Raw genomic sequence first — 22,065 nt, 5'->3', positions numbered from 1 at the left:
CAGAAAAAAGAAGGGGTCCAGGGGAATTCATTCCCCTGGCCTACCCGATGCTCCTCTTCACCGCTGCAAACCCTGCTTCAGCGGCAACCAACGCGGCGTCGATGTCGGCTTCGCCGTGCGCGCATGACAGGAACATGTTGTGGCGCGGGTGGAAGTAGGCGCCGTGGCGGAGGGCTTCGCTGCAGAAGGCGTCGCCCATCTTCCAGTCCACGTCGCCGACGAAGGTCATCAGCGGCATCTGCGCCGGGCCGGTCTGGTTGACGGCCAGGTTGTGGCGGCGCGCCAGGATCGCCAGGCCGTCGCGCAGGCGCTGGCCCATGGCGCGCATGCGCTCGGGGCCGTCGATGCGCTTCAGCTCCTGCAGGGTGGCCAGGGCCGCGGCCATGGGGACGGCGCCGCACCAGAAGGAGCCGGTGGTGTAGACCTGGGTCGCGGCCTCGCGGAAGCGCTCGCCGCCGGCCATGGCGGCCAGCGGGTGGCCGTTGGCGATGGCCTTGCTGTAGGCAGACAGGTCGGGCCGCACGCCGAGCGGCTCCCAGGAGCCGGCGAGATCGATGCGGAAGCCGGCGCGCACGTCGTCGAGGATCAGCGCGGCGCCGGTGGTGTCGCAGACCTGCCGGGCGTGGCGGGCGAAGTCGGCGGTGGCCAGCTCCTGGTCACGGGCGAAGTCGTGGCGGAAGGCGGTGACGATGATGCCGGCAAAGTCGGCGCCGGCCTCGGCGACCGCGCGGTCGAGGCTGTCGGTGTCGTTGTAGTCGAACTGGATCAGATGGGCACGGTCCTCGGCGGTGACGCCGGCGACGGAGGGCGAGCACCAGGGCACGGCGCCGTGGTAGCTGCCGCGTGCCACCAGGATCTTGCGGCGGCCGGTGGCGGCGCGGGCGATGGTGACGCAGGCGGTGGTGGCGTCGGTGCCGTTCTTGCCGAGCAGGATCCAGTCGGCATGCGGGATCATCTGCACCATGAGCTCGGCGAGCTCGACCAGCACGGGGGCGGGGCCGTTCATGGTGTCGCCGCGCTCAGCCTGGGCGCGGGCGGCGGCCTCGACCACGGCATGCTTGTGGCCGAGCACGATCGGGCCCCAGGAGCACATGAAGTCGATGGTCTCGCGCCCGTCGACGTCGCGGAGCCGGCAGCCTTCGGCCTCGGCGAAGAACTGCGGGTAGCCTTCAGGCAGCTTCGCCGCGTTCAGATGGCCCCAGAGCCCGCCGGGGATCACCTGCCGGGCGCGGGCGCGGAGCGCGGCATCGCTGCCGGGAAGAAGCTCGGGCATGGCGCTATCCTGTCGTTTCTGGGCCGTGGCGCCGCACGATATATCATATATCAAAGTGCTCCGCCAGGATCAGAAGCCCTCGAAAGGACAGGGATCGAGGAAGCGGCGGATCACATTGCCGGTCAGCCGGGCGACGGCATTGTCGTAGCCGTCATGCGACAGGGCGCAGGCCCAGGCGATCGAGCCGGTGGAGAAGACGGCGCCGCCGCGGGCCGTGGGCGTGAAGGCGATGTCGGCGCGGACACGGGCGTTCTGGTCGCCCATGGCACCGCGATGCAGGGTGCGCAGCTCCTCGAGCGTCGGCACGCCGCCATAGTCGAGGCGGTCCGCCGTCGCGAGCCAGACCATGCCGGGCGCAGAGCCCAGGGTCGGATCGACGCGATCGACCTCCAGCCCCGCCGCGCCGCCGCCGCGCAGCCCGAAATCGCCGAGCGGCGCATTGAGGTCGATGCCGTCGACCATCCAGGACAGCCGCGGATCCCGCGCGCCTTCCAGCCAGCGATAGGGGTAGGAGCGGGTGAAGACCTGGGCATCGAAGCCGACGCCGACCAGGCGCTGCGGCGGGCGGCCATTGGCGCGCCACAACCCGGACGGCTCGCCCGTGTAGGAGAGGGAATTCTCGCCCGCCTCCCCCTCCCAGGTGCGCAGGCCCAGCATGCCGCGGCGGATCTCCATGGCGTGCGGCAGGGTCGGGTGGAAGGCGATGCGCCAGTAGAAGCCGTTGCCGCCGAGATAGACATGCCGCCCGCCATCGCGCTGGTAGCTGTCGAAGGCGTCCAGCATGGCGCGGGAGAAATATTCGGGATGCGAGCCGGTGACGACGCAGCGGTAGCCGGCCAGCAGCTGCGCGCCCTGGTGGTGGATGTCTTCGTCGGTGATGACGTCGTAGTCCTGGCCAGTCTGCTCCAGCCAGTCGATGATATGGGTGTCGTTGCCGTAGTTGAAGGTGGCGCCGCGCGGCCGCATGTTCAGCACCGGGCGCTTGGCCGTGGAATAGCACCAGCCGCTGCCGTCGCTGTGGGTGTCGTAGGTCGAGAGGCCGAGCTCGCGATGCTCCTGCAGGTAGACATCGTCTCGCGACAGCGCGATCAGCCCTTCCAGCATGGATTCCGCATGCACCTGGTCGAGCCGCAGCGCGCTGTTGGCATAGGCCAGGAAGGTCGCGGTGCTGGCGACGAAGGCCAGCTTCGATCGCGCCTGGCCGAGCGGGGCGCGGATGAAGAAGGCCACGAAGCTCTCGACTGGGTCGTCGCTGCCTTCGCGGGCGCGCAGCCGCAGCGCGTAGAAGCCGCTCTTCCAGTCGCGCGGCACGCGGAATTCCAGGTCAGCCTCCCAGCCGGCGTCATGCATGTCGTCGCTGTGGAACTGGATGGCGCCGTAGAGATGCGGCCGCTCGGTCCATTGCTGGGTGCTGCCGTCCCAATTGGCGCCGGTCATGGCGCGGGCGGGAGTCTGCCGCAGCCAGCCATCGAGGCGGTTGGCCGAGAGGTCGTGGATCAGGTCGGTGGAAATGCCGCGGGAGAAATCCCAGGCGCCCAGCAGGCCAGGATCGCCGGGGGCGGGGTGCAGCGCCTCGGCCAGGGCGCGCAGCCGGCCGGGCGACAGGGCGCCGGCGCAGAGCCGTGGCCGGTCGATCTTGCCATCGTAATGCGCGGCCGTCAGCGGCGCGACGCCGGTCTCCAGTGCCTGCGCGGCGAAGACCAGCGCCACCTCGGCCGGCGGCGCGAAGTGCCGCGGCCCGGCCGCCACGGCGCCGGCCGTCCTGCTGCGCCCCGCCTGCGGATCGAGGCTTTCCTGGCAGAGCCGCAGCTCGCCCTTCTCCGCGTCATAGGCCGCGGTGACGAAGACCCATTCGCGCTCCAGCAGCGGCTGCGGCGCGCTGACGCGCCAGGTTGAAGCGCCGTCGCCGAGGGCGAATTCCAGGCAGCCCTCCGCATCCAGCCCCAGCCGCCAGCCCTGCGCCGTGTCGTCGCGCCAGCGCGTGACGATGCCCTGCGCCCCGGCCCGCGGCGCCGTCGGCCAGAGGAAGGCGCCGACCGAGAAGGAGCCGGCGCGGCGCAGCGCCGGCGCGTCGCCCACGATGCCGCAGGAGCCCGGGCGCAGCGGCTGGTGGCGCAGCGGCACGCGTCCGTCCAGCGGCGTGCCCGGCACCTCGAAGCGCAGGCCGGGCCCGTCGGGATCGGGATCGGCGCAGCGCACCCGCAGCAGCGTCGCCTCCGCCTCCTGCAGCGTCGCGCTGGACAGGTGGAAGCGCACCGCCTCGCCGGGCGAGACGGTGAGCGGCCAGGCATAGCCCAGCACGGCGGTGGTGTCGGTCATGCGGAGGGGTTCTTGTCCTGCAGCGTGGTGCCGGTCAGCGCCTCCCAGCGGATGACGAAGACGGCCCATTCGGCCTCGGCCAGGCTGGTGAAAACGCGGTTGGGGAAGGTCTCGATGGGGGCGCCGCGCTGCCCGGGCATGCGCGCCAGCATCCAGCGGCGGTTGGGCTCCAGCACCACCAGCACGTGGCGCCGGCCGACGCCGGACCAGCGCATGCGGTGCAGCAGCTTTTGGAGCGCTTCGCTGTGCGGCCCACGCGGGGCGCGGCGGAACTCTTCGACGAGTTCCAGCCGCGCGGGGTCGACCGGCCAATGCGCGGATTCGGGGTCGTTGACCAGCATCGGCCGGAACCTTTTTACTGCGTCAGCCAGGTGACCCAGCGCTCGCGCAGCGCGTTGCGGTTGGCGGCGATCCAGGCATAGTCCGCGATGATCAGCTTCTCCCAGTTCGCCGGCCAGGAGGCGCGGTAGCGGCGCTCGGCCTCGGGGACCAGGGCGGGCGCCTCGCGGTTGTTGGAATCGAAGCTGACCTTGTCGCTGAAGGACAGATGCTCCTGCGGGTTCTGCACGAAGAAGTCGAGGAAGCGCATGGCATTGGCCGTGTTCGGCCCGCCCTTCAGCACCGCCCAGTTGCCGACGTCGCGGATCGCCTGGTTCCAGGTAAAGTCAAATTCCCCCGATTTCGCCAGCGGCACGGCGCGGCTGGAATAGACCATGGTCATCACGGCGTCGCCGCCGCGCATGATCTGCATCGAGTTGTCGCCGCTCTTCCACCAGGCGGCGACGTGGCGCTTGAGGGTGTCCAGCTTGCGATAGGCACGGTCGACATCCATCGGGAACAATTTGTCCCGCTCGACGCCGTCGGCCATCAGGGCTGCCAGCGGCACCCACCATTCGCGGTCGCCGGTGTCGGGCAGCGAGCGGGAGCCGGGGAATTTCTGGACGTCGAAGAAATCGGCCCAGCTCTGCGGGCCGCCGTTCGGAAAAGCCTTCTTGCTCCAGGTCAGCGCCATGCCGCCGGCGGTGCGGATGATGCCTTCGGGGAAGCAGCCATTGGGCAGGGCATGCGCCGCGATTCCGGGCATCGAGCAATCGACCGGCGCCAGGATATCGGCGTGCTGGATCAGGTCGGGCGGCGTCGCCGTGACCACGTCGAAAGGGACGTTGCCGCTGCGCTGGCCGGCCCGCGCCCGGGCCCATTGGTCCGGCAATTCGATCGGCACCGAGCGGACGCGGATGCCGACTTCGGATTCGAAGCGCTTATAAAAGTGCTCCTGCAGGCTGCGTTCCATCAGCCCGCCGGTGGCGGCGACGATGACCTCGCCCGAGCCGCGCTGGGCGAGGGCGGGGCGGGCGAGGGGCGTGACGCCGGCGGCGCCCAGGGCAAGAAGGTGTCTCCGCAGCAAGGCCATGATGCAGCTCCTTCGGGGAGGGACGTTATTTGGGAGGCGTCCAGGCGGCCTCGCGCTCCAGCCGGCCGAGATAGGCGACCAGGTTGGCGCCGCCCTCGGTCAGGTCGGCGCAGAGCGCGATGCGGGTGGCCGACGGGTCGCGCGCGCGCAGCCCGTCGATGATGTCGAGATGCCGGTGCCGCCCCGGATAGCTCGGCCGCGCATGCGGATAGAGCAGGGCGTGCATCGGCCCGTTGCGCAGCCAGATATTCTCGATGATGGCCAGCAGCTCGGGCATGGCGGCGGCGCGGTACAGGCCGTGGTGGAAATCCCAGTTGGCGCGGTTGGCCGGTATGGGCTCGCCGGCCTCTTCCGCCGCCATCAGCCGGTCATGCGCCTCGGCCAGGGCGTCGATGGCGCCGGGCTGGATGCGCAGCGCCGCCGCCTCGGCGGCCAGCGCCTCGAGCTCGAGCCGGATGGTGCGCAGCTCCAGATACTGCTCCAGGCTGAGGCCGGCGACGGTGATCGAGCGCGCCGCCTCCATGCGCAGCGCGCGCTCGCGGGCCAGCTGCACCACGGCCTCCCGCACCGGGGTCTCGGAGACCTGCATGGCGGCGGCCAGGTCACGGATCTTCAGCCGCTGGCCGGGGCGCATGCGGCCTTCGAACAGCGCCGCCTGCAGCTCGGCATAGACCTTCGCCGCCAGGTTCTCGCGCCCCACCGGGGCGACGAAGGGAAAGATCTCAGCGCTGTCAGCCATGGTCACCACCTTCTCCCGCCGCGGCCGCGGCGCGCCGCTCCATAGCACGCTTCAGCGCATAGCCGAGCAGCAGCGCGCCGATGGTCAGCAGGGTCAGCATGGTGGCGACGGCGGCCAGGGTGGGGGAGATGTTGTAGTCGATGTCCTCGAACATCTTCCGGGGCAGGGTCTTGCGGTCCAGCCCCGAGATGAAGAAGGAGACCACCGCCTCGTCGAAGGAGATGACGAAGGCGAAGAGCGCGGCCGAGACCACGCCGGGGGCGATCAGCGGCAGGGTGACGTGGAAGAAGCCTCGCACCGGCCCGGCGCCGCAGGACAGCGCCGCGCGTTCCAGCTCGGCATCGAAGCGGTAGAGGGCGGCGAGCACGGTGAAGACGACGAAGGGCAGGGCCAGCACGGTATGCGCCATGGCGAAGCCGAGCAGCGTGCCGGTCAGGCGCAGCTGCTCGAAGACCAGGAACATGGCGACGGCAAGCGCCACATGCGGGACGATGACCGGGCCGACCACCAGCAATTCGATCAACCCGCGTCCCGGCAGCCGTCCGCGCACCAGGGCCAGGGCCAGCAGGGTGCCGACCAGGGTGGCGCCGACCGCCGAGATCAGCCCTGCCTCCAGGCTGAAGAAGGTGGCGCGCAGCCATTCCTCGTCGCGGAAATACTCCAGGTACCAGCGCATCGAGAAGCCGTTCGGCGGGAACTGCAGGAAGCGTTCCGGCCCGAAGGACATCGGGATGATGATCAGCGTCGGCAACAGCAGGAAGACGGTGACGGCATAGGCCGCGGCGTTCAGCGCCATGCGGCCGGCCGGGTTGGGGGCCGCGCGCATCAGCCCTGCCCCACGAAGCGGTCGAGCCGCACGGCCCGGCGGAAGATCACCGTCAGCAGCAGGACGAAGGCCAGGAGAATGCCGACCAGCGCGCCGGCGAAGGACCAGTCCAGCATCTCGCGCACCTGCTGCGAGACCAGCGTCGCGATCATCATCTGCTGCGGCCCGCCGATCAGCGCCGGCGTGACGAAGAAGCCCAGCGCGAGAAGAAAGACCATCAGGCAGCCGGAGGTGACGCCGGGCAGCGCCAGCGGCCAGATCACCTCGCGGAAGCTGGCCCAGGCCGAGGCGCCGAGCATCTGCGCCGCGCGGGTATAGTCCTCGGGGATGCCTTTCAGCGCCGAATAGATCGGCAGCACCATGAAGGGCAGCAGGACATGGGCCATGGCCAGCACGACGGCGGGCTCGGTGTAGAGCAGCTTCAGCGGCTCGTCGGTCAGCCCCAGCTTCTGCAGCCACTGGTTGACCACACCGTTGCGCTGCAGGAGGACCATCCAGGCATAGGTGCGCACGAGAACGGACGTCCAGAGCGGCAGCAGCACGGCGGCGGCCAGCAGCGCCAGGCCGAGGCCCTTGGACCGCGACATCACCCAGGCCAGCGGCCAGGCCAGGACCAGGGCCAGCGCGGTCACCTGCGCCGCGATGCGCAGGGTGCGCAGCATGACGCGCAGATAGACCGGCTCGGCCAGGGCGCGTTCGTAATGCTGCAGGCCGGGCGAGGGCAGGAAGAGCGATTCATGCAGCAGCGTCGCCAGCGGCAGCAGGAAGACGACGACGATCAGCAGCAGGAACGGCGCCGCCAGCAGCAGGCTGGCCGCCGGGCTGTAGCGGCGGCCGGCCAGCAGGAAGGAGGATGGACGCCGCATCAGGCCGCCGCCGCGAAGGCGCGGGCGTCGCCGGCCTCCCATTGCAGGGTGACGTGCTCGCCGGGCGCGGGCTCGGAAAAACCGGCGCCGGCGGGGATGCGGGCGCGCAAGGTCGCGCCATCGGCACCGCGCAGCAGCAGGGTGGTGGCATTGCCGACATAGATGGCCTCGCGCACCTCGGCGGCCAGGCCCGGGGCGCCGGCGGGGGCCAGGCGCAGCCGCTCCGGCCGCAGGGCGAGGGTCAGCCTGGCGCCCGCCGCGATCGCGCCGACGGCCAGCGCATGGATCTGTGCGCCATTGTCCAGCTGCACCGGGAACAGCGCGCCGTCGCTCGCCGCGCCACCGGCGCGGCCCTGAAAAAAGTTGGTCTCGCCGATGAAGCGGGCGACGAAGGGGGTTTCCGGCGCCTCGTAGAGGGCGCGCGGCGCGCCGAGCTGCTGCAGCCGGCCATGGTCCAGCACGGCGACGCGGTCGGCCATGGTCAGGGCCTCGGTCTGGTCATGGGTGACGAAGACCACGGTGATGCCGATCTCGCGCTGCAGCTGCTTGATCTCGATCTGCATCTCCTCGCGCAGGTTCTTGTCCAGCGCCGAGAGCGGCTCGTCCATCAGCAGCACGCGCGGGCGGTAGACGATGGCGCGCGCGATGGCGACGCGCTGCTGCTGCCCGCCGGAGAGCTGCGCCGGGCGGCGGTCGCCATAGCTCTCCAGCCGCACGGTGCGGAGCGCGGCGCGGGCCTGCTCCTCCCGCGCCGCGCGCGCCACGCCGCGCATCTTCAGCGGGAAGGCGATGTTCTCCAGCACCGTCATATGCGGGAACAGGGTGTAGCGCTGGAACACCATGCCCAGGTTGCGGCGGTTGGGCGGCGTCCAGGTGACCTCCTCGCCGCCGATGACGACCCGGCCCGCATCCGGGAACTCGAAGCCGGCGATGGTCATGAGAATAGACGTCTTGCCGGAGCCGGAGGGGCCGAGCAGCGCCAGGAACTCGCCCGGCTGCACCGCCAGCGAGACGCCGTCGATCGCCGCCACCGGCCCGAAGCGCTTGACCAGCCCTTCCAGCAGGATGCCGCCCTGGTGGCGTGCCGCCTCTGCCATGCCCCGCTTGCCCAACCCCGTTTCGCGATAGAGTATTTGATATATCGTCGAGGCTGCAAGCGGGTCGAAGCCCGCCAAAGCGGCCCAAGCAGCCAGGAGGGACCGGGATGCTGCCCAAGATTTCCGCCGAAAGCCTCAATCCGCAGCAGCTGTCGGCCTGCCTGGCGCCGCTGGACGGGCAGGTGGCGCTGCCGGGGCTGACGGAACCGGCCAGCCTGCTGCGCGACTCCTGGGGGATCCCGCATCTCAAGGCGGCGACCGCCCAGGACGCCTGGAGGGCGCTGGGCTTCGCCCATGCCCAGGACCGGCTGTTCCAGATGGAGCTGACGCGGCGCCGGGCGCTGGGCCGCGCCGCCGAATGGCTGGGGGAAGGGGCGGTGGCCTCCGACATGCTGGCCCGCCGTCTGGGGATGGAAGCCGCCTGCCGCCGGGATGTCGCGGCGATCGGCGCCGAGGCGCGGGCGATGCTCGAGTCCTATGCGGCGGGGGTGAACGGCTTCCTGGAATCCGGCGCGCCGGTCCCGGTCGAATACCGCCTGCTCGGCGAGACGCCGGAGCGCTGGGAGGCCTGGCACAGCATTGCGGTGATGCGGCGGCTGGGGCTGCTGATGGGCTCGGTCTGGTTCAAGCTGTGGCGCGCCGCCGCCCTGCCGGTGGTGGGCGCGGAGAACGTGGGCAAGCTGCGCTACGACGATGGCGGCCGCGACCTGCTGGCCATCCCGCCCGGCAGCGACGCCGCGCGGCACCAGGCCGATCTGGAGGCGCTGGCGCCGGCGATCCGCGCGCTGCTCGAGTCGCTCGGCCGCGAGGGCCCGGGCGACGAGACTGCCGGCGGCAGCAACAACTGGGCGGTGGGGCCGGCGCGCAGCGGCACCGGGCGGCCCGTGCTGGCCGGCGACCCGCACCGCGTCTTCGAAATCCCCAACATGTATGCGCAGCACCATGTCGCCTGCGACGCGTTCGACATGGTCGGGCTGACCGTGCCGGGCGTGCCGGGCTTCCCGCATTTCGCCCATAACGGCAGCGTCGCCTATTGCGTCACCCATGCCTTCATGGACATCCATGACCTGTTCCTGGAGCGGTTTTCCGAGGACGGCGCGGCCACGCAGCATGGCGAGGGCCTGGCCCCCGTCACGCGCCGGCGCGACAGCATCAAGGTGCGCGACGCCGGCACCTGCGACTTCGAGATCGTCGAGACCATTCATGGCCCGGTGATCGCCGGCGACCCTGCCAGCGGGACCGCGCTCGCCCTGCGCTCGGTGCAGTTCGCCGAACCGGATCTGTCCTTCGACTGCCTGCCGCGGATGACCCAGGCCAGGACGGTGGCGGAGCTCTATGACGCCACCCGCGGCTGGGGGCTGATCGACCACAATCTGGTCGCCGCCGACACCGCCGGCCAGATCGGCCATCTGGTGCGCGCCCGGGTGCCGCGCCGCAGCGCCGCGCATGGCTGGCTGCCGCTGCCCGGCTGGGACCCGGCGAACGACTGGCAGGGCTGGATCGCGCATGAAGAGATGCCCCAGGTGATCGACCCGCCCGAGGGGCTCATCGTCACCGCCAACAACCGGGTCGTGGCCGACGACCATCCGGACTATCTCTGCACCGATTGCCACCCGCCCTATCGCGCGTCGCGCATCCTGGAGCGGCTGCGCGCCATGCCCGGCTTCGGGCCCGAGGATGCGGCGGCGCTGCATGCCGACACCCTGTCGCCCAATGCGCTGCTGCTGCGCGACCGGCTGCGCGGGCTGGCGGAGCCCGCCGATCCCGCTGCCGCGGCGCTGCGGCGGACGCTGCTCGGCTGGGACGGGCAGATGCGCGCTGAAGACCCGCGGCCCGCCGCCTATATCGCGCTGCGCCGGGCGGCGACGCGGAAGCTGGCCGAGCGCAGCGGCTTGTCCGGGGTCGGGCAGCATCCCTGGACCGCGGTGGCGCCGGGCGTGGTGCCGCAGAACCAGCTGTGGTGGACACTGCCCGACCTGCTCCGCCGCGATGATTCTTCCTTGCTGGGTGGCGGCAGCTGGGACCAGTTGCTGCAGGAGGCGCTGGCCGAAGCGGCCGCCTCGCCGGAGGTGGCGGCGGAGAAGCGCTGGGGCGAGGTGCACCAACCGCGCTTCGTGCATCCGCTGTCCGAACAATATCCGGCGGCGGCGGCGCTGCTGGATCCGCCGTCGCGCCCGGTCGGCGGCGATGGCGACACGGTGCTGGCCAATGGCCTGCTCTGCAGCGCCGGGCCGCGCGCCACCTATGGCGCGCTCGCCCGCTATGTCTTCGATGTCGGCGCCTGGGAGAACTGCCGCTGGGCGGTGTTCCATGGCGCCTCCGGCCAGCCCGGCAGCGCCTACTACACCAACCAGAACGAGGCCTGGTCGGACTGCGCGATGGTGCCGATGCTCTATGACTGGCCGGCGATCGAGGCGCAGGCCAGCCACAGGCAGCAGCTGACGCCTTAAGCCGCGAGCTCCCGCATCACCCGGATCAGGTCCGACTTGCCCTCGAAGCCGATGCCGGGCAGTTCGGGCATGGTGACATGGCCTTCCTCGACGCGGACGCCGTCGGGGAAGCCGCCATAGGGCTGGAACAGGTCCGGATAGCTTTCATTGCCGCCGAGGCCCAGGCCGGCGGCGATCATCAGCGACATCTGGTGCCCGCCATGCGGGATGCAGCGGCGCGGCGACCAGCCGAGCTGCTGCAGCACCTCGAGCGTGCGCAGGTACTCGACCAGGCCATAGGACAGCGCGCAGTCGAATTGCAGCCAGTCGCGGTCGGGGCGCATGCCGCCATAGCGCAGCAGGTTGCGCGCATCCTGATGCGAGAACAGGTTTTCGCCGGTGGCCATGGCGCCCGGGTAGAACTCGGCCAGCGCCGCCTGCAGGGCGTAGTCCAGCGGGTCGCCGGCCTCCTCGTACCAGAACAGCGGAAACTGCCGCAGCGCCTTGGCATAGGCGATGGCGGCCTCCAGGTCGAAGCGGCCATTGGCGTCGACGGCCAGCTGGGCTTTTCCGTCCAGCTCGGCCAGCACCGCCTCGATGCGGGCGCAGTCCTCGGACAGCGAGGCGCCGCCGATCTTCATCTTCACCACGGTGTAGCCGCGGTCGAGATAGCTGCGCATCTCGCCGCGCAGCGCCGAATTGTCCTTGCCGGGGTAGTAGTAGCCGCCGGCGGCATAGACGAAGACGCGCGGATCGGCCTGGCGCCCATGCCGCTCCGCCAGCAGCCGGAACAGCGGTTTTCCTTCGATCTTGGCGACGGCGTCCCAGACGGCCATGTCGACGGTGCCGACGGCGACCGAGCGCTCGCCATGCCCGCCCGGCTTCTCGTTGGTCATCATCGCCGCCCAGACTTTTGCCGGGTCGATGTTGTCGCGCGCCTCGTCGCGCAGGCTCGCCGGATCGGCTTCCAGGATGCGGTCGCGGAATCGCTCGCGGATCAGCCCGCCCTGGCCATAGCGGCCATTCGAGTTGAAGCCATAGCCCACCACCGGCTTTCCATCGCGGATGACGTCGGTCACCACGGCGACCAGGCTGGTCGTCATCTTGGAGAAGTCGATATAGGCGTTGCGGATCGGCGAGGCGATCGGCTGGGTGATCTCGCGGACATCGACGATGCGCATCCGGCATTCCTTCTCGGATCTGGTCTTCTGTCAGCCGCCCGATTAGCCTTGGGTTCCGCCTCGCATCCAATGCCGTTATCCGAGGATCCCATGCCGATCCGGCATCGCGCCCCATGGAACTGACCTGGCTCGAGGACTTCCTGGCCCTGGCCGAGCACCGGAACTTCTCCCGCGCCGCCGCCGCCAGGCACGTCACCCAGCCCGCCTTCAGCCGCCGCATCCAGGCGCTGGAGGCCTGGATCGGCACGCCGCTGGTGCTGCGCAGCCCCCAGGGGGTGCAGCTGGCCGCCGCCGGCTTGGACCTGCAGGACAGGGCGGCCGCCCTGGTGCGCGACATCCACGCCGCCCGCCGCGGCGCGCTGAAGGCGGCGGGGCGGGAGGGCACGGCCCTGTCCATCGCGGCGACCCATGCGCTGTCCTTCACCTTCTTCCCCAACTGGATCCGCGGCCTGTTCCCGATGGAGGCGCCCGGCCCGCTCAACCTGCTCTCCGACAGCATGGCGGCCTGCGAGCGCCTCTTCGCCGCCGGCGACGCCGATTTCCTGCTCGCCCATGCGCAGGGCGAGGGCTCGGCCCGCCTGCCGCCCGGCGAGTTCTCCAGCGTCGTGGTGGGGCAGGACCTGCTGGTTCCGGTCTCGGCGCCGGGGACGGATGGCGCGCCGCGCTGGTCGCTGCCAGGCCGTCCGGGCGTGTCTGTGCGGGCCCTGGCCTATAGCGCCGCCTCGGGGCTGGGCCGCATCCTGGAGGCGGCGCTGGCCGGCCGCGGCCTGGTGCAGGAGACGGCGGTGACCGCACCGCTGGCCGCCGCGCTGCAGACCCTGGCGCGGCAGGGCCAGGGCCTGGCCTGGCTGCCGCGCAGCATGGTGGCCGATGACCTGGCCGCCGGCCGCCTGGTCGAGGCCGGCCCTGGCTTTGCCGTCCCGGTCGAGATCCGCCTGTTCCGCCCGCGCCGCAGGCAATCGGCCGCCGCCGAAGCCTTCTGGACGGAGGTCTCGTCGCCCGCCGGCTGACGCGAGAGCGCCTTGCAGTCTTCATTCCGCTGTCACGCCGGCGCAGCATCGACGCCTTACACCGGTTCATATGAGCGGACCGGATCTTCATATGAACATCGGCTTAAGCCAGGGTGTTGCCTCGGCCAGGCGGCAGGCGGCGATCGCCGCCCTGCTGCGCGACCATGACTTCCTGCGCGTCGACGCGCTGGCCCGGCGCTTCGCCGTCACCACCCAGACCATCCGCCGCGACGTCAACGACCTTTGCGAGCAGGGGGCGGCGCGGCGCCGGCATGGCGGCATCGCGCCCCTGCCGCCCGGCGCCAATATCTCCTTCCGTGAGCGCGAGGTGCTGCATCGCGCGGCCAAGCAGCGCATCGGCGCCGCGGTGGCGCGCGAGGTGCCGGACGGCGCCGCGCTGTCCTTCGGCATCGGCACCACGCCGCAGATCGTCGCCGAGCAGCTGGCCGGGCATCGCGGGCTGAAGATCGTCACCAACAATCTGCCGCTGGCGCTGGCCGCCGCGCAGAACCCGGAATTCGAGGTGGCCATCGCGGGGGGACGCGTCCGCCCCGGCGACCTCGATGTCTGCGGCCGCGCCGGCGAGGAGCTGTTCGCCGCCTATCGCGTCGACATCGCCATCTTCGGCGTCGCCGGCGTCGACGAGGATGGCGCGCTGCTCGACTACTCGGAGGATGAGGTGCGCATCCGCGGCGTGATGATGCGGCATGCGCGGCGCAGCTTCCTCGTGCTCGACGCCTCGAAGTTCGGCCGCGCCGCGCATGTCCGCGGCGGCCGCATCGAGGAAGTGTCGGCCGTCTTCTGCGAGGCGCCGCTGCCCGAGGCGCTGCGCGCCCGGCTGGCCGCCTCCGGCACCCGGATCATGCCCTGTCCGCCGCTGGCGACGGGCTGACCCCCTTTCCCTTCCGTCCTGAGAGAAGCAACGCATGACCGCCCTCGAGATCATCGGCCATCGTGGCACCAACCCCTATCCCGACCATTCGGCCGACGCCCATGCGCATGCGCTGGACTGGGGCGCGGACTGGGCCGAGTTCGACATCCAGATGACCGCCGACGGCGTGCTGGTGGTGGCGCATGACACCGGCAGCATCCCGACCACCAGCTATGCCGCGCTGGTCGCCGCCAATCCGGCGGTGATGACGCTGGACGCCGCCATCGACCTGGTGCGCGCCAAGTCGGCCGAGCTCGGCCGCGAGATCAAGGTCAGCATCGAGCTGAAGAACCCGGTGGCGCATGCGGCGCGCGGCCTCGACATGGCCGATGCCCTGGTCGACCTGCTGGTCGCGAAGGATTTCACCGGCGAGGATGTCTCGCTGTCCTCCTTCGACCGCGCGGTGCTGCAGCGGCTGCACTCCGACCTGCTGCCGGCGGCCGGCGTCACCGCCGCCATCGACTATCTCGGCTATGGCTTCACCACCGCCGGCATGCCGGCGCTCGCCGAATGGGCCGACAGCCTGTCGATCAACTCCGCCTATGTCACCGCGCCGATCGTGGCGGCGGCGCAGGCGGCGGGGATGAAGGTCTATGTCTGGACCCATGCCGGCACCGGCGAGGAGCTGCAGCGGCTGATCGACATGGGCGTCGACGGCGTCTACACCGACAACACCCGCGTCGCGCGCGACTATGTCGACCGCATCGACGGGCTGAACACCCTCTATGGCGACACCGCCGGCGGCACCACCAGCGGCACCGCCGCGGCCGATGTCATCTACGGGCTGCAGGGCAACGATATCCTGCTGGGCGGCGCCGGCAACGATGTGCTGAACGGCGATGGCGGCGACGACATCCTGGTCGGCGGCAGCGGCGACAACCTGCTGCGCGGCGGCGCCGGGCGCGACGTGCTGCTGGGCGGCAGCGGCGCCGACACGCTGGTCGGCGGCCGCGGCGACGACGTCGTGGTCGCGGGCGACAAGGCCATCCTCCGCTACGCCGCCGGCGACGGCGTCGACCTGGTCAGCGCCATGGCCGGCACCCGCGTGGAGCTCGACGGCATCGCGGCAGGCAGCATCACCGTGAGGCATCTGGGCGGCGCGCTGGTGGTCGGCTTCGCCGATGGCGGCGCGCTGGTCTTCGGGGCGGGCAAGATCGCCGGCAGCCTGCATTTCGCCGATGGCGTGACGCTGACCGCGGCGCAGCTGTCTGCCCTGGCCTCCGGCGAGGCCGATGCGGCGCTGGCGGCGACCGTGCAACAGCTCCGCGCCCTGCGCGACGCGGCGGAGCCGGCGCGCGACCTGCCGCTGGCCCCCGACCTGATCGTCAATGGCAGCTTCGAGAATATCGACGGCACGCTGGTGCGCGACTGGGGCCGCTACGACCCCGACGGCATCATGCCCGGCTGGGTCAACCTGGCCAGCGGCCGCGTCGAGCAGCACCAGGACACCGTCGCCGGCGTCAGCGCGGTCGACGGCGCCTATTGGGCCGATCTCGACGGCAACCTGAACCATGTGCAGCTGGCCCAGACGGTCGAGGGCGTCGAGCGCGGCGCCACCTATCGCCTGAGCTTCGCCGTCGCGGACACCGACCTGAAGGATGCCGAGGTGCTGACCGTCACCTATGGTGGGCTGGTGGTCTGGCAGGGCGCGCCGAAGGGCGCCGCCTGGGAAAGCTTTTCCTTCGCTGTCACCGGCGGCGCCGGCGACGGTTCCGACACGCTGGTCTTCGCGCAGAGCGGCGGCAAGCTGAACGGCGCCGGCCTGGCGCTGGACAAGGTCGCCATGGTCAAGACCGCCGAGGCGCCCGCCGGCGCCGATGACGGCAACCTGATCTTCAACGGCAGCTTCGAGAACATCAACGCCACCGAGTATCGCGACTGGGGCCGCTACGCCCCCGACGGCGTCATCCGCGGCTGGGAGAACCTTGGCACCGGCCGGGTCGAGCAGCATCGCGACACGGTCGCCGGCGTCAGCGCCGCCGACGGGCAATACTGGACCGACCTGGATGGCTGGCAGAACAACGTCCAGCTGGCCCAGGACGTCGCCGGCGTGGTGGCCGGCGCCACCTATCGCCTGAGCTTCCAGCTGGCTGATACCGACCTGAAGGATGCCGAGAGCCTGACCGTCACCTATGGCGGCCAGGTGGTCTGGCAGGGCGCGCCGAAGGGCGCCGCCTGGGAGAGCTTCGCGGTCAGCGTCACCGGCGGCGCCGGCGACGGGTCGGACCGGCTGGTCTTCGCCCAGACCGGCGGATCGCTGAACGGCGCGGGCCTGGCGCTGGACAATGTCGCCATGGTCAAGACCGCCGATCCCTATGAGCAGCGCTTCGACCTGGTCTCGGCGCAGAGCTGGAATTCGGGCACGGTCGATGCCGGCTTCAACGCCAGCTTCAGCTACACCCTGACCGAGCAGGATTTGACCGGCGGCAGCGCGCGCTCCTGGTCGATCGCGCTGGAGCATGACGGCGCCAGCATCACCACCGCCTGGATGAACGGCTTCGCCGCCCCCGTCGCCTTCACCCGCGACAGCGCCGGCCGCGCGGTGCTGACCACCGACGGCATGAACTACGCCAAGACCCTGGCGGCCGGCGACACGCTGAGCTTCACCCTGCAGGGCAAGGGCGCCGATTTCGCCCAGTCCGGCACGCATCTGGTCTTCGCCGATCTCGACGTGGTGCCGGATGCCGGCAATGCGCAAGGCATGGGCATTGAGGCCGGCGCGACCTCCGACTGGGGTTCGGGCCTCAGCCAGCAGGTGTCGCTGGTCAATGCCGGCGCGCAGGGCATCGACGACTGGATGGTGCGGCTGGACCTGGCCGAGGGCACCGAGCTGACCATCACCAGCGTCTGGGGCGCCAGCGTGTCGCGCGATGCCGAGGGCGACTTGGTCTTCGCCGCGCTGGACTACAACGCCTCGGTGGCGGCGGGCGGCAGCACTGTCTTCGGCTTCACCGCCAGCCATGCCAATGGCGCGCCGGTGAGCTTCGCCGCCAGCCAGTTCGGCTTCGTCAGCCAGGCCGACCTGGTGCTGTGACGCGAATGCCCGCGCGGCGCTCCCCCGGGGGCGCCGCGCGGCGGATCAGGCGTGCGCCAGGGTCGGTGGCGATGCGACGGCCGGTGCCGCCGCGACCGGCAGGGCCGCCGCCACCAGCCGTTGGGTGAAGGCGTGGCGCGGCGCGGCGAGCACCGTCTCGGCCGGGCCCTGCTCGACGATGCGGCCGGCCTCGATGACGGCGACATCGCCGCCCAGGCTGCGCACCACCTTCAGGTCATGGCCGATGAACAGCAGCGCCAGCCCGCGCTCCTGCCGCAGCCGGCGCAGCAGCGCCAAGATCTGCCTCTGCACCGTGGCATCCAGCGCCGACAGGATCTCGTCGCAGATCAGCAGGCTCGGCCCGGCCAGCAAGGCGCGAGCGATGGCGACGCGCTGCTTCTGGCCGCCGGAGAGCTCATGCGGGCGGCGCGGCAGATGCTCGGCGCCCAGGCCCACTTCTTCCAGGGCGGCGGCGGCGCGGCGGTCGCGCTCGGGGCGCGGCAAGCCATGGCGGGCCAGCGCCTCGGCCAGCACCTGCGCCACGCTGGCGCGCGGGTTCAGCGAGGCGTTGGGGTTCTGGAAGACGATTTGTATTTTCTGTGCGACCTGCTGGCGACGGCCGGCGATGCCGAGGGGTAGTGCGGCACCATCGACTTCCGCGACAGACGCCTGCGCCTCCGCCAGCCCGACGAGCGCGCGGGCGATGCTGCTCTTGCCGCCGCCCGAGGCGCCGACCAGGCTGAGCACGCCGCCGCGCGGGATCTCCAGCGCCACGTCATGCACCGCGGCGCGCGGCTGGCGCAACAGCCCGGCGCGATAGGTGACGCTGAGGCCCCGCACCCGCAGCGCCGGTGGCGCGGCGACGGGTTTGTGGGCCTCCCAGGCCGTCAGGTCGCGGCAGGCGGCGACCAGCGCCTGGCTATAGGCATGCTTCGGCGCCGACAGCATGTCCGCGGTGGGCCCGATCTCGAGCAATTCGCCGCGGCGCAGGATGCCGACCTGATCGGCGACGCGCGCGACCACCGCCAGGTCATGCGAGATGAACAGCATCGCCAGCCCGCGCTGCTGCGTCAGCTGCCGCAGCAAGGAAAGAATCTGCGCCTGGACCAGGGTGTCGAGCGCGGTGGTGGGCTCGTCGGCCAGCAGCAGGCAGGGATCGCCGGACAGCGCGAGGGCGATCACCGCGCGCTGCTGCTGCCCGCCGGACAGGGTATGCGGGTGGCGGGCGCCCAGCGCCGGGTCCAGCCCGACCTCGCGCAGCAGCGAGGCCCCCGCTGTGGCCAGCGCCGCGCCACGCAGCGGGCGGTGGGTGCGCAGCGCCTCGTGCAGCTGGGCGTCGATGGTCATGAAGGGGTTCAGCGCCGCCATCGGGTCCTGGAAGACCATGGCGATGCGGCGGCCGCGCAGCCGGCGCCAGTCGCGGGCGGGCAGCGAGATCAGGTCGCGCCCCTCGAAGACGGCGAGGCCGGTCGCCGCCATGCCCTCCGGCAGCAATCCGATCAGGGCGCTGGCGGTCAGCGACTTGCCGCTGCCGGATTCGCCGACCAGTCCGAGAACCTCGCCGCGGGCCAGGGAGAAGCCCAAAGGCTGCACCAGCGGCGCGGCGCCCGGGAAGCCGATCGACAGGGCAGAGACATGCAGCAGCGGCGGGCTCATGCGCGCATCCTCGGATCGGCCAGGCGGCGGGCCAGCTCGGCGGCCAGGTTGATCAGCACCACGCCCAGCGCCAGCACGATGATCACCGCCTGCAGCACCGGATAGTCGCGGCCATGCACCGCGTTCAGCACCAGGCTTCCGAGGCCGGGCAGGCCGAACAGCGCCTCCATGGTCATGGTGCCGCCGATCAGCGAGGCCAGGCAGATCGAGGACAGCGCCAGCAGCACCGGCACCGCCTTGGGCAGCACATGCCGCAGCGCGACCGCCAGCGGCGCGATGCCGCGGGCGCGGGCGGCGCGGACATGCGGCGCCAGCCGTGCCTCGCGCAGTTCTTCCAGCAACGGTTTTGCCAATTGCCCGGCGATGTCGAGGCCGAGGATGACGATAGGCGCGACCATGTTGCCGATGACGGGCAGCCAGCCCAGCCACAACGAAAAGACAAGAATGGCGGCCATGCCGGCGACGAAGCTGGGCACGGCGATGGACCAGAGGTTGATCGCCTCGACCAGCGCCGGCAGCGGCGAGCGCGGCGCCAGCAGCGCGCCGATCGCCAGCAGCAAGGCGAGGACCAGCCCCAGCGCGAAGGCGGCGCCGGCGAATCCCAGCGTCGCCGGGATGGATTGCGCCACCATGCCGACGACCGGCTTGCCGAAGCGGGCCGAGCGGCCGAGATCGCCCTGCGCCGCCTGGCCGACCCAGCGGCTGAACTGGCTGACCACGCTGCCGTCCAGGCCGAGCTCGGCGCGCATCGCCGCCTGCTGCGCCGTGGTCAGGTCGCCTTGGCTAGCCATGACATCGACGGCGTCGCCGGGGACGGCGCGGATCAGCAGGAAGGTGACGAAGCTGATCGCCGCCACCATGGCGACAGCGCGCAGCAGGCTGGTGGCGAACGGGAGAAGAAGCTTCACGGGCGGCGCTCCCGGGCGAGGGGGTCGAAGCGGCGGCGGGCATGCTCGCCCAGCAGCGACAGGCCGAGCGTCAGGGCCGACAGCGCCAGCATCGGCGCCAGCACGGCATGCGGCGCATCCTCGGCATAGCCGCTGGCATCGGCGATCATGCGGCCCCAGCTCGGCTGGTCGGGGGAGACGCCGAGGCCGAGGAAGGACAGGACGCTCTCGGTGACGATGCAGCGCGGCAGCACGATGGCGAAGAGCGTGACCATCGGCCCGGCCAGGTTGGGCAGCACATGGCGCGCCAGCACCGCCAGCCGGCCCAGGCCGAAGACGCGGGCGGCGGCGACGTAATCGGCGGCCATCTCGCGCTCATGCGTGGCCCGCGCCACCTCGGCGAAAAGCGGCGCGAAGGACAGGCCGAGCGCCAGCATCACCGGCCCGCCGCCCTGGCCCAGCGCCACCGCCGTCAGCAGCGCCAGCAGCACGCCGGGCAGCACGCGCAGCAGGTCGAAAGCGGCGAAGGCCACGCCGCGGACGACGCCGCCCAGCGACAGCGCCAGCAGCCCCAGCGCGCCGCCCAGCCCCGCGGCCAGCAGCGCGCCGCCGGCCCCGGTGCCCAGCGTCAGCGCCGTGCCGGCCGAGAGCCGCGCCAGCACGTCGCGCCCCAGATGGTCGGTGCCGAGCGGATGCCCGTCGCCGGGCGGCAGGTTGAGCGCCATCAGGTCCTGCTCCAGCGGGTCGACGCCGCCCAGCAGCAGCCGCAGCGCCGCCGGGACCAGCGCCAGCAGCACCAGCAGGATTCCGGCCAGCAGCCGCGGCGACAGCGCGACGCGGCCGGGGCGGGACAGGATGGCGCCCGACATGGCCTCAGGCCTTCAGCCAGGCCTGCGCCAGCCCGCCGCTGGCCCAATGCGGCGACCAGGTGAAGCCCGGCTGCCAGCCCTGCACCTCGGCGCGGTTGACGATGACCGACTGCTCATGGCCGAGCACGTAGAAATAGTCGCGGGCCATGACGTGCTTCCAGGCGGCCAGGTAGTTGGCGACGCGCTTCGGCTGGTCCGGCTCGGCCACGGCCTTGTCGATCAGCGTGTCCAGCGCCTCGTCCTGGATGCCGCCCCAGAGCACGGGGTTCGGCCCGTCGCTGGTCAGGCGGACATAGCGCAGGAAGATATCGGCGCGCGGGCCGCTCTCGAACAGCGCGATGTCCCAGTCATATTGGCCGAGGCGCCGCTGCGCGCCAACATCGTCGAGGGCCACATGGTTCACCTCGAAGCCCAGCCGCTTGATCATCTGCACGATGGTCTGCGGATAGGCGCTCTGCCAGGAGATCACCTCCAGCTTGCGCTTGGTCGGATCGACGCCGGCTTCGCGCAGTAAGGCGCGGGCGCGGTCCAGGTCGGGCTTGGCATAGATGTCCGCGTCATGCGTCGCCTGGTCGAAATAGACATTGCCCGGGATGACCATCTGGTTGGTCACGATGGCGTCGCGGCCGGCGACGAAGTTCATCACCGCGCGCTTGTCGATGGCGTGGCCGATCGCCTGGCGCACCCGCGCATCGTCCATCGGTGCGGACGGCTTGCGGTTGTTGAAGGCGGCGAAGTACCAGGTGGTGTCCTGGATCGGCTGCGGCTTCATCGTGGCGTCGCGCAGCAGCGGGCGCAGCTTGTCGCGCGTCACCGAGGCGACATGCAGGTCGCCGGCGCGCAGCGCGAGGCCGGGATCGGCCACCTCGCGCAGGTCGAACTCGACGGCGGAGAGATAGGGGCGGCCCTGCTGCCAATAGCCTTCGAAGGCGGGGGCGCGGAAGACGGTCTTGGGCTGCCATTCGCCGAAGGTGAAGGGGCCGGTGCCGATCGGCTGGGTGATGGTCGCATCCCAGCCCGGCGACTTGGGCGACAGGATCCAGAGCTCGGAGACCAGGTTCAGCAGCGGCGCGAAAGGCTGCTTCAGGCGCAGCTGCACGGTGCTCGCGTCGGTCGCGACCATGCTCTCGGCGCCGCGCATGGCGCTGGTCAGCCAGCCGCCGCGCACCTTGGTCTTCACCCGCTCCATGTTGGCCACCACGTCGGCGGCCGTCAGCAGGTCGCCGTTGTGGAAGCGGACGCCCTGGCGGATGCGGAAGGTGTAGAGCTTCCCGTCCGGCGAGACCTCGAAGCTCTCGGCCAGGAAGGGCTCGACGCTGCCATTGGTGGCGATGCTGGTCAGCCCTTCGACGAAGGCCTGCTGCACGCCCAGCGCGCCGGTGTGGCGATGCGGGTCGGCGGTGTCGAGGCCGAGCGTCGCGTATTTCAGCACCCCGCCGCGGCGCGGGGTTTCCTGGGCGAAGCTCGGACGCAGTGCGAGCAAGGGCAGGCCGGCCAGGCCGCTCAGCGCCAGGCGGCGGGAAACGGGAAGAAGCAT

17 protein-coding genes are annotated in these 22,065 nt (G+C 71.3%); 4 read left to right on the top strand and 13 right to left on the bottom strand.

The genetic code is table 11. From position 1 onward, the window contains the following. Window positions 1–40: 40 nt before the first annotated feature. The 8 genes from BKE38_RS15090 to BKE38_RS15055 form a co-directional block, all read right to left on the bottom strand. Complete coding sequence (locus BKE38_RS15090) at window positions 41–1,273, bottom strand: aminotransferase class III-fold pyridoxal phosphate-dependent enzyme (RefSeq protein ID WP_076958117.1); 1,233 nt, start codon at window positions 1,271–1,273, stop codon at window positions 41–43. A 69-nt stretch (window positions 1,274–1,342) separates the two neighbouring features. Beyond that, the gene (locus BKE38_RS15085) at window positions 1,343–3,592 is read right to left on the bottom strand and encodes a N,N-dimethylformamidase beta subunit family domain-containing protein (protein WP_076958116.1); all 2,250 of its coding nucleotides are present in this window, start codon (window positions 3,590–3,592) and stop codon (window positions 1,343–1,345) included. Further along, window positions 3,589–3,933 carry a N,N-dimethylformamidase alpha subunit family protein gene (locus tag BKE38_RS15080; RefSeq protein WP_076958115.1) on the bottom strand — a complete coding sequence of 115 codons (345 nt, stop codon included), beginning with the start codon at window positions 3,931–3,933 and terminating at the stop codon, window positions 3,589–3,591. The genes BKE38_RS15085 and BKE38_RS15080 overlap by 4 nt, the downstream gene beginning before the upstream one ends. A gap of 14 nt (window positions 3,934–3,947) precedes the next feature. Beyond that, entirely contained in the window at window positions 3,948–5,003 is a 1,056-nt protein-coding gene (locus BKE38_RS15075) for an extracellular solute-binding protein (RefSeq protein WP_076958114.1), read from the bottom strand. Window positions 5,004–5,028: 25 nt separating this feature from the next. Then, window positions 5,029–5,742, bottom strand: coding sequence for a GntR family transcriptional regulator (locus BKE38_RS15070; protein ID WP_076958113.1), 714 nt, complete (start codon window positions 5,740–5,742; stop codon window positions 5,029–5,031). Next, window positions 5,735–6,568 (bottom strand): ABC transporter permease, encoded by an 834-nt coding sequence (locus BKE38_RS15065; protein WP_076958112.1) that lies wholly within the window; start codon window positions 6,566–6,568, stop codon window positions 5,735–5,737. The genes BKE38_RS15070 and BKE38_RS15065 overlap by 8 nt, the downstream gene beginning before the upstream one ends. Next, window positions 6,568–7,434, bottom strand: a complete 867-nt coding sequence (locus BKE38_RS15060) for an ABC transporter permease (RefSeq protein ID WP_076958125.1) — start codon at window positions 7,432–7,434, stop codon at window positions 6,568–6,570. Before BKE38_RS15060 ends, BKE38_RS15065 begins: the two co-directional genes overlap by 1 nt. Further along, window positions 7,434–8,531, bottom strand: coding sequence for an ABC transporter ATP-binding protein (locus BKE38_RS15055; protein WP_076958124.1), 1,098 nt, complete (start codon window positions 8,529–8,531; stop codon window positions 7,434–7,436). Before BKE38_RS15055 ends, BKE38_RS15060 begins: the two co-directional genes overlap by 1 nt. Before the next feature lie 107 nt (window positions 8,532–8,638). Between BKE38_RS15055 and BKE38_RS15050 the strand changes: the two genes are divergently transcribed. Next, window positions 8,639–10,981: a penicillin acylase family protein gene (locus BKE38_RS15050; protein WP_076958111.1), complete on the top strand. Its 2,343-nt coding sequence runs from the start codon at window positions 8,639–8,641 to the stop codon at window positions 10,979–10,981. On the opposite strand, the gene BKE38_RS15045 is transcribed toward BKE38_RS15050, so the two are convergent. Then, a complete protein-coding gene (locus BKE38_RS15045; protein WP_076958110.1) occupies window positions 10,978–12,141 on the bottom strand; it encodes a mandelate racemase/muconate lactonizing enzyme family protein in 1,164 nt (387 codons plus the stop codon). The two genes, BKE38_RS15050 and BKE38_RS15045, sit on opposite strands and share 4 nt — an antisense overlap. 113 nt (window positions 12,142–12,254) lie before the next feature. On the opposite strand from BKE38_RS15045, the gene BKE38_RS15040 reads away from it, so the two are divergent. From BKE38_RS15040 to BKE38_RS15030, 3 genes are all read left to right on the top strand, one after another. Then, window positions 12,255–13,151 (top strand): LysR family transcriptional regulator, encoded by an 897-nt coding sequence (locus BKE38_RS15040; RefSeq protein ID WP_076958109.1) that lies wholly within the window; start codon window positions 12,255–12,257, stop codon window positions 13,149–13,151. A 91-nt stretch (window positions 13,152–13,242) separates the two neighbouring features. After that, window positions 13,243–14,043: a DeoR/GlpR family DNA-binding transcription regulator gene (locus tag BKE38_RS15035; protein WP_076958108.1), complete on the top strand. Its 801-nt coding sequence runs from the start codon at window positions 13,243–13,245 to the stop codon at window positions 14,041–14,043. A gap of 34 nt (window positions 14,044–14,077) precedes the next feature. Further along, window positions 14,078–17,116, top strand: coding sequence for a glycerophosphodiester phosphodiesterase family protein (locus BKE38_RS15030; protein WP_076958107.1), 3,039 nt, complete (start codon window positions 14,078–14,080; stop codon window positions 17,114–17,116). A gap of 45 nt (window positions 17,117–17,161) precedes the next feature. Here the strand turns inward: BKE38_RS15030 and BKE38_RS15025 are convergent, their stop codons facing one another. Genes BKE38_RS15025 through BKE38_RS15010 form a run of 4 tightly spaced genes read right to left on the bottom strand, consistent with a single transcriptional unit; the run spans window position 17,162 to window position 22,065 of the window. Beyond that, a complete protein-coding gene (locus BKE38_RS15025) occupies window positions 17,162–18,772 on the bottom strand; it encodes an ATP-binding cassette domain-containing protein (protein WP_076958106.1) in 1,611 nt (536 codons plus the stop codon). After that, on the bottom strand, window positions 18,769–19,680 hold the full coding sequence (locus BKE38_RS15020; protein WP_083747565.1) for an ABC transporter permease: 912 nt from the start codon (window positions 19,678–19,680) through the stop codon (window positions 18,769–18,771). Before BKE38_RS15020 ends, BKE38_RS15025 begins: the two co-directional genes overlap by 4 nt. Then, entirely contained in the window at window positions 19,677–20,528 is an 852-nt protein-coding gene (locus tag BKE38_RS15015; RefSeq protein WP_076958105.1) for an ABC transporter permease, read from the bottom strand. Before BKE38_RS15015 ends, BKE38_RS15020 begins: the two co-directional genes overlap by 4 nt. Before the next feature lie 4 nt (window positions 20,529–20,532). After that, the gene (locus tag BKE38_RS15010; protein ID WP_076958104.1) at window positions 20,533–22,065 is read right to left on the bottom strand and encodes an ABC transporter substrate-binding protein; all 1,533 of its coding nucleotides are present in this window, start codon (window positions 22,063–22,065) and stop codon (window positions 20,533–20,535) included.

Origin of the sequence: Teichococcus deserti (assembly GCF_001982615.1) — a bacterium.
Taxonomy (GTDB): Bacteria; Pseudomonadota; Alphaproteobacteria; order Acetobacterales; family Acetobacteraceae; genus Pseudoroseomonas; species Pseudoroseomonas deserti.
Note: the sequence above shows the minus strand (reverse complement) of the source record. Positions and strands in the feature narration are given on the sequence as shown.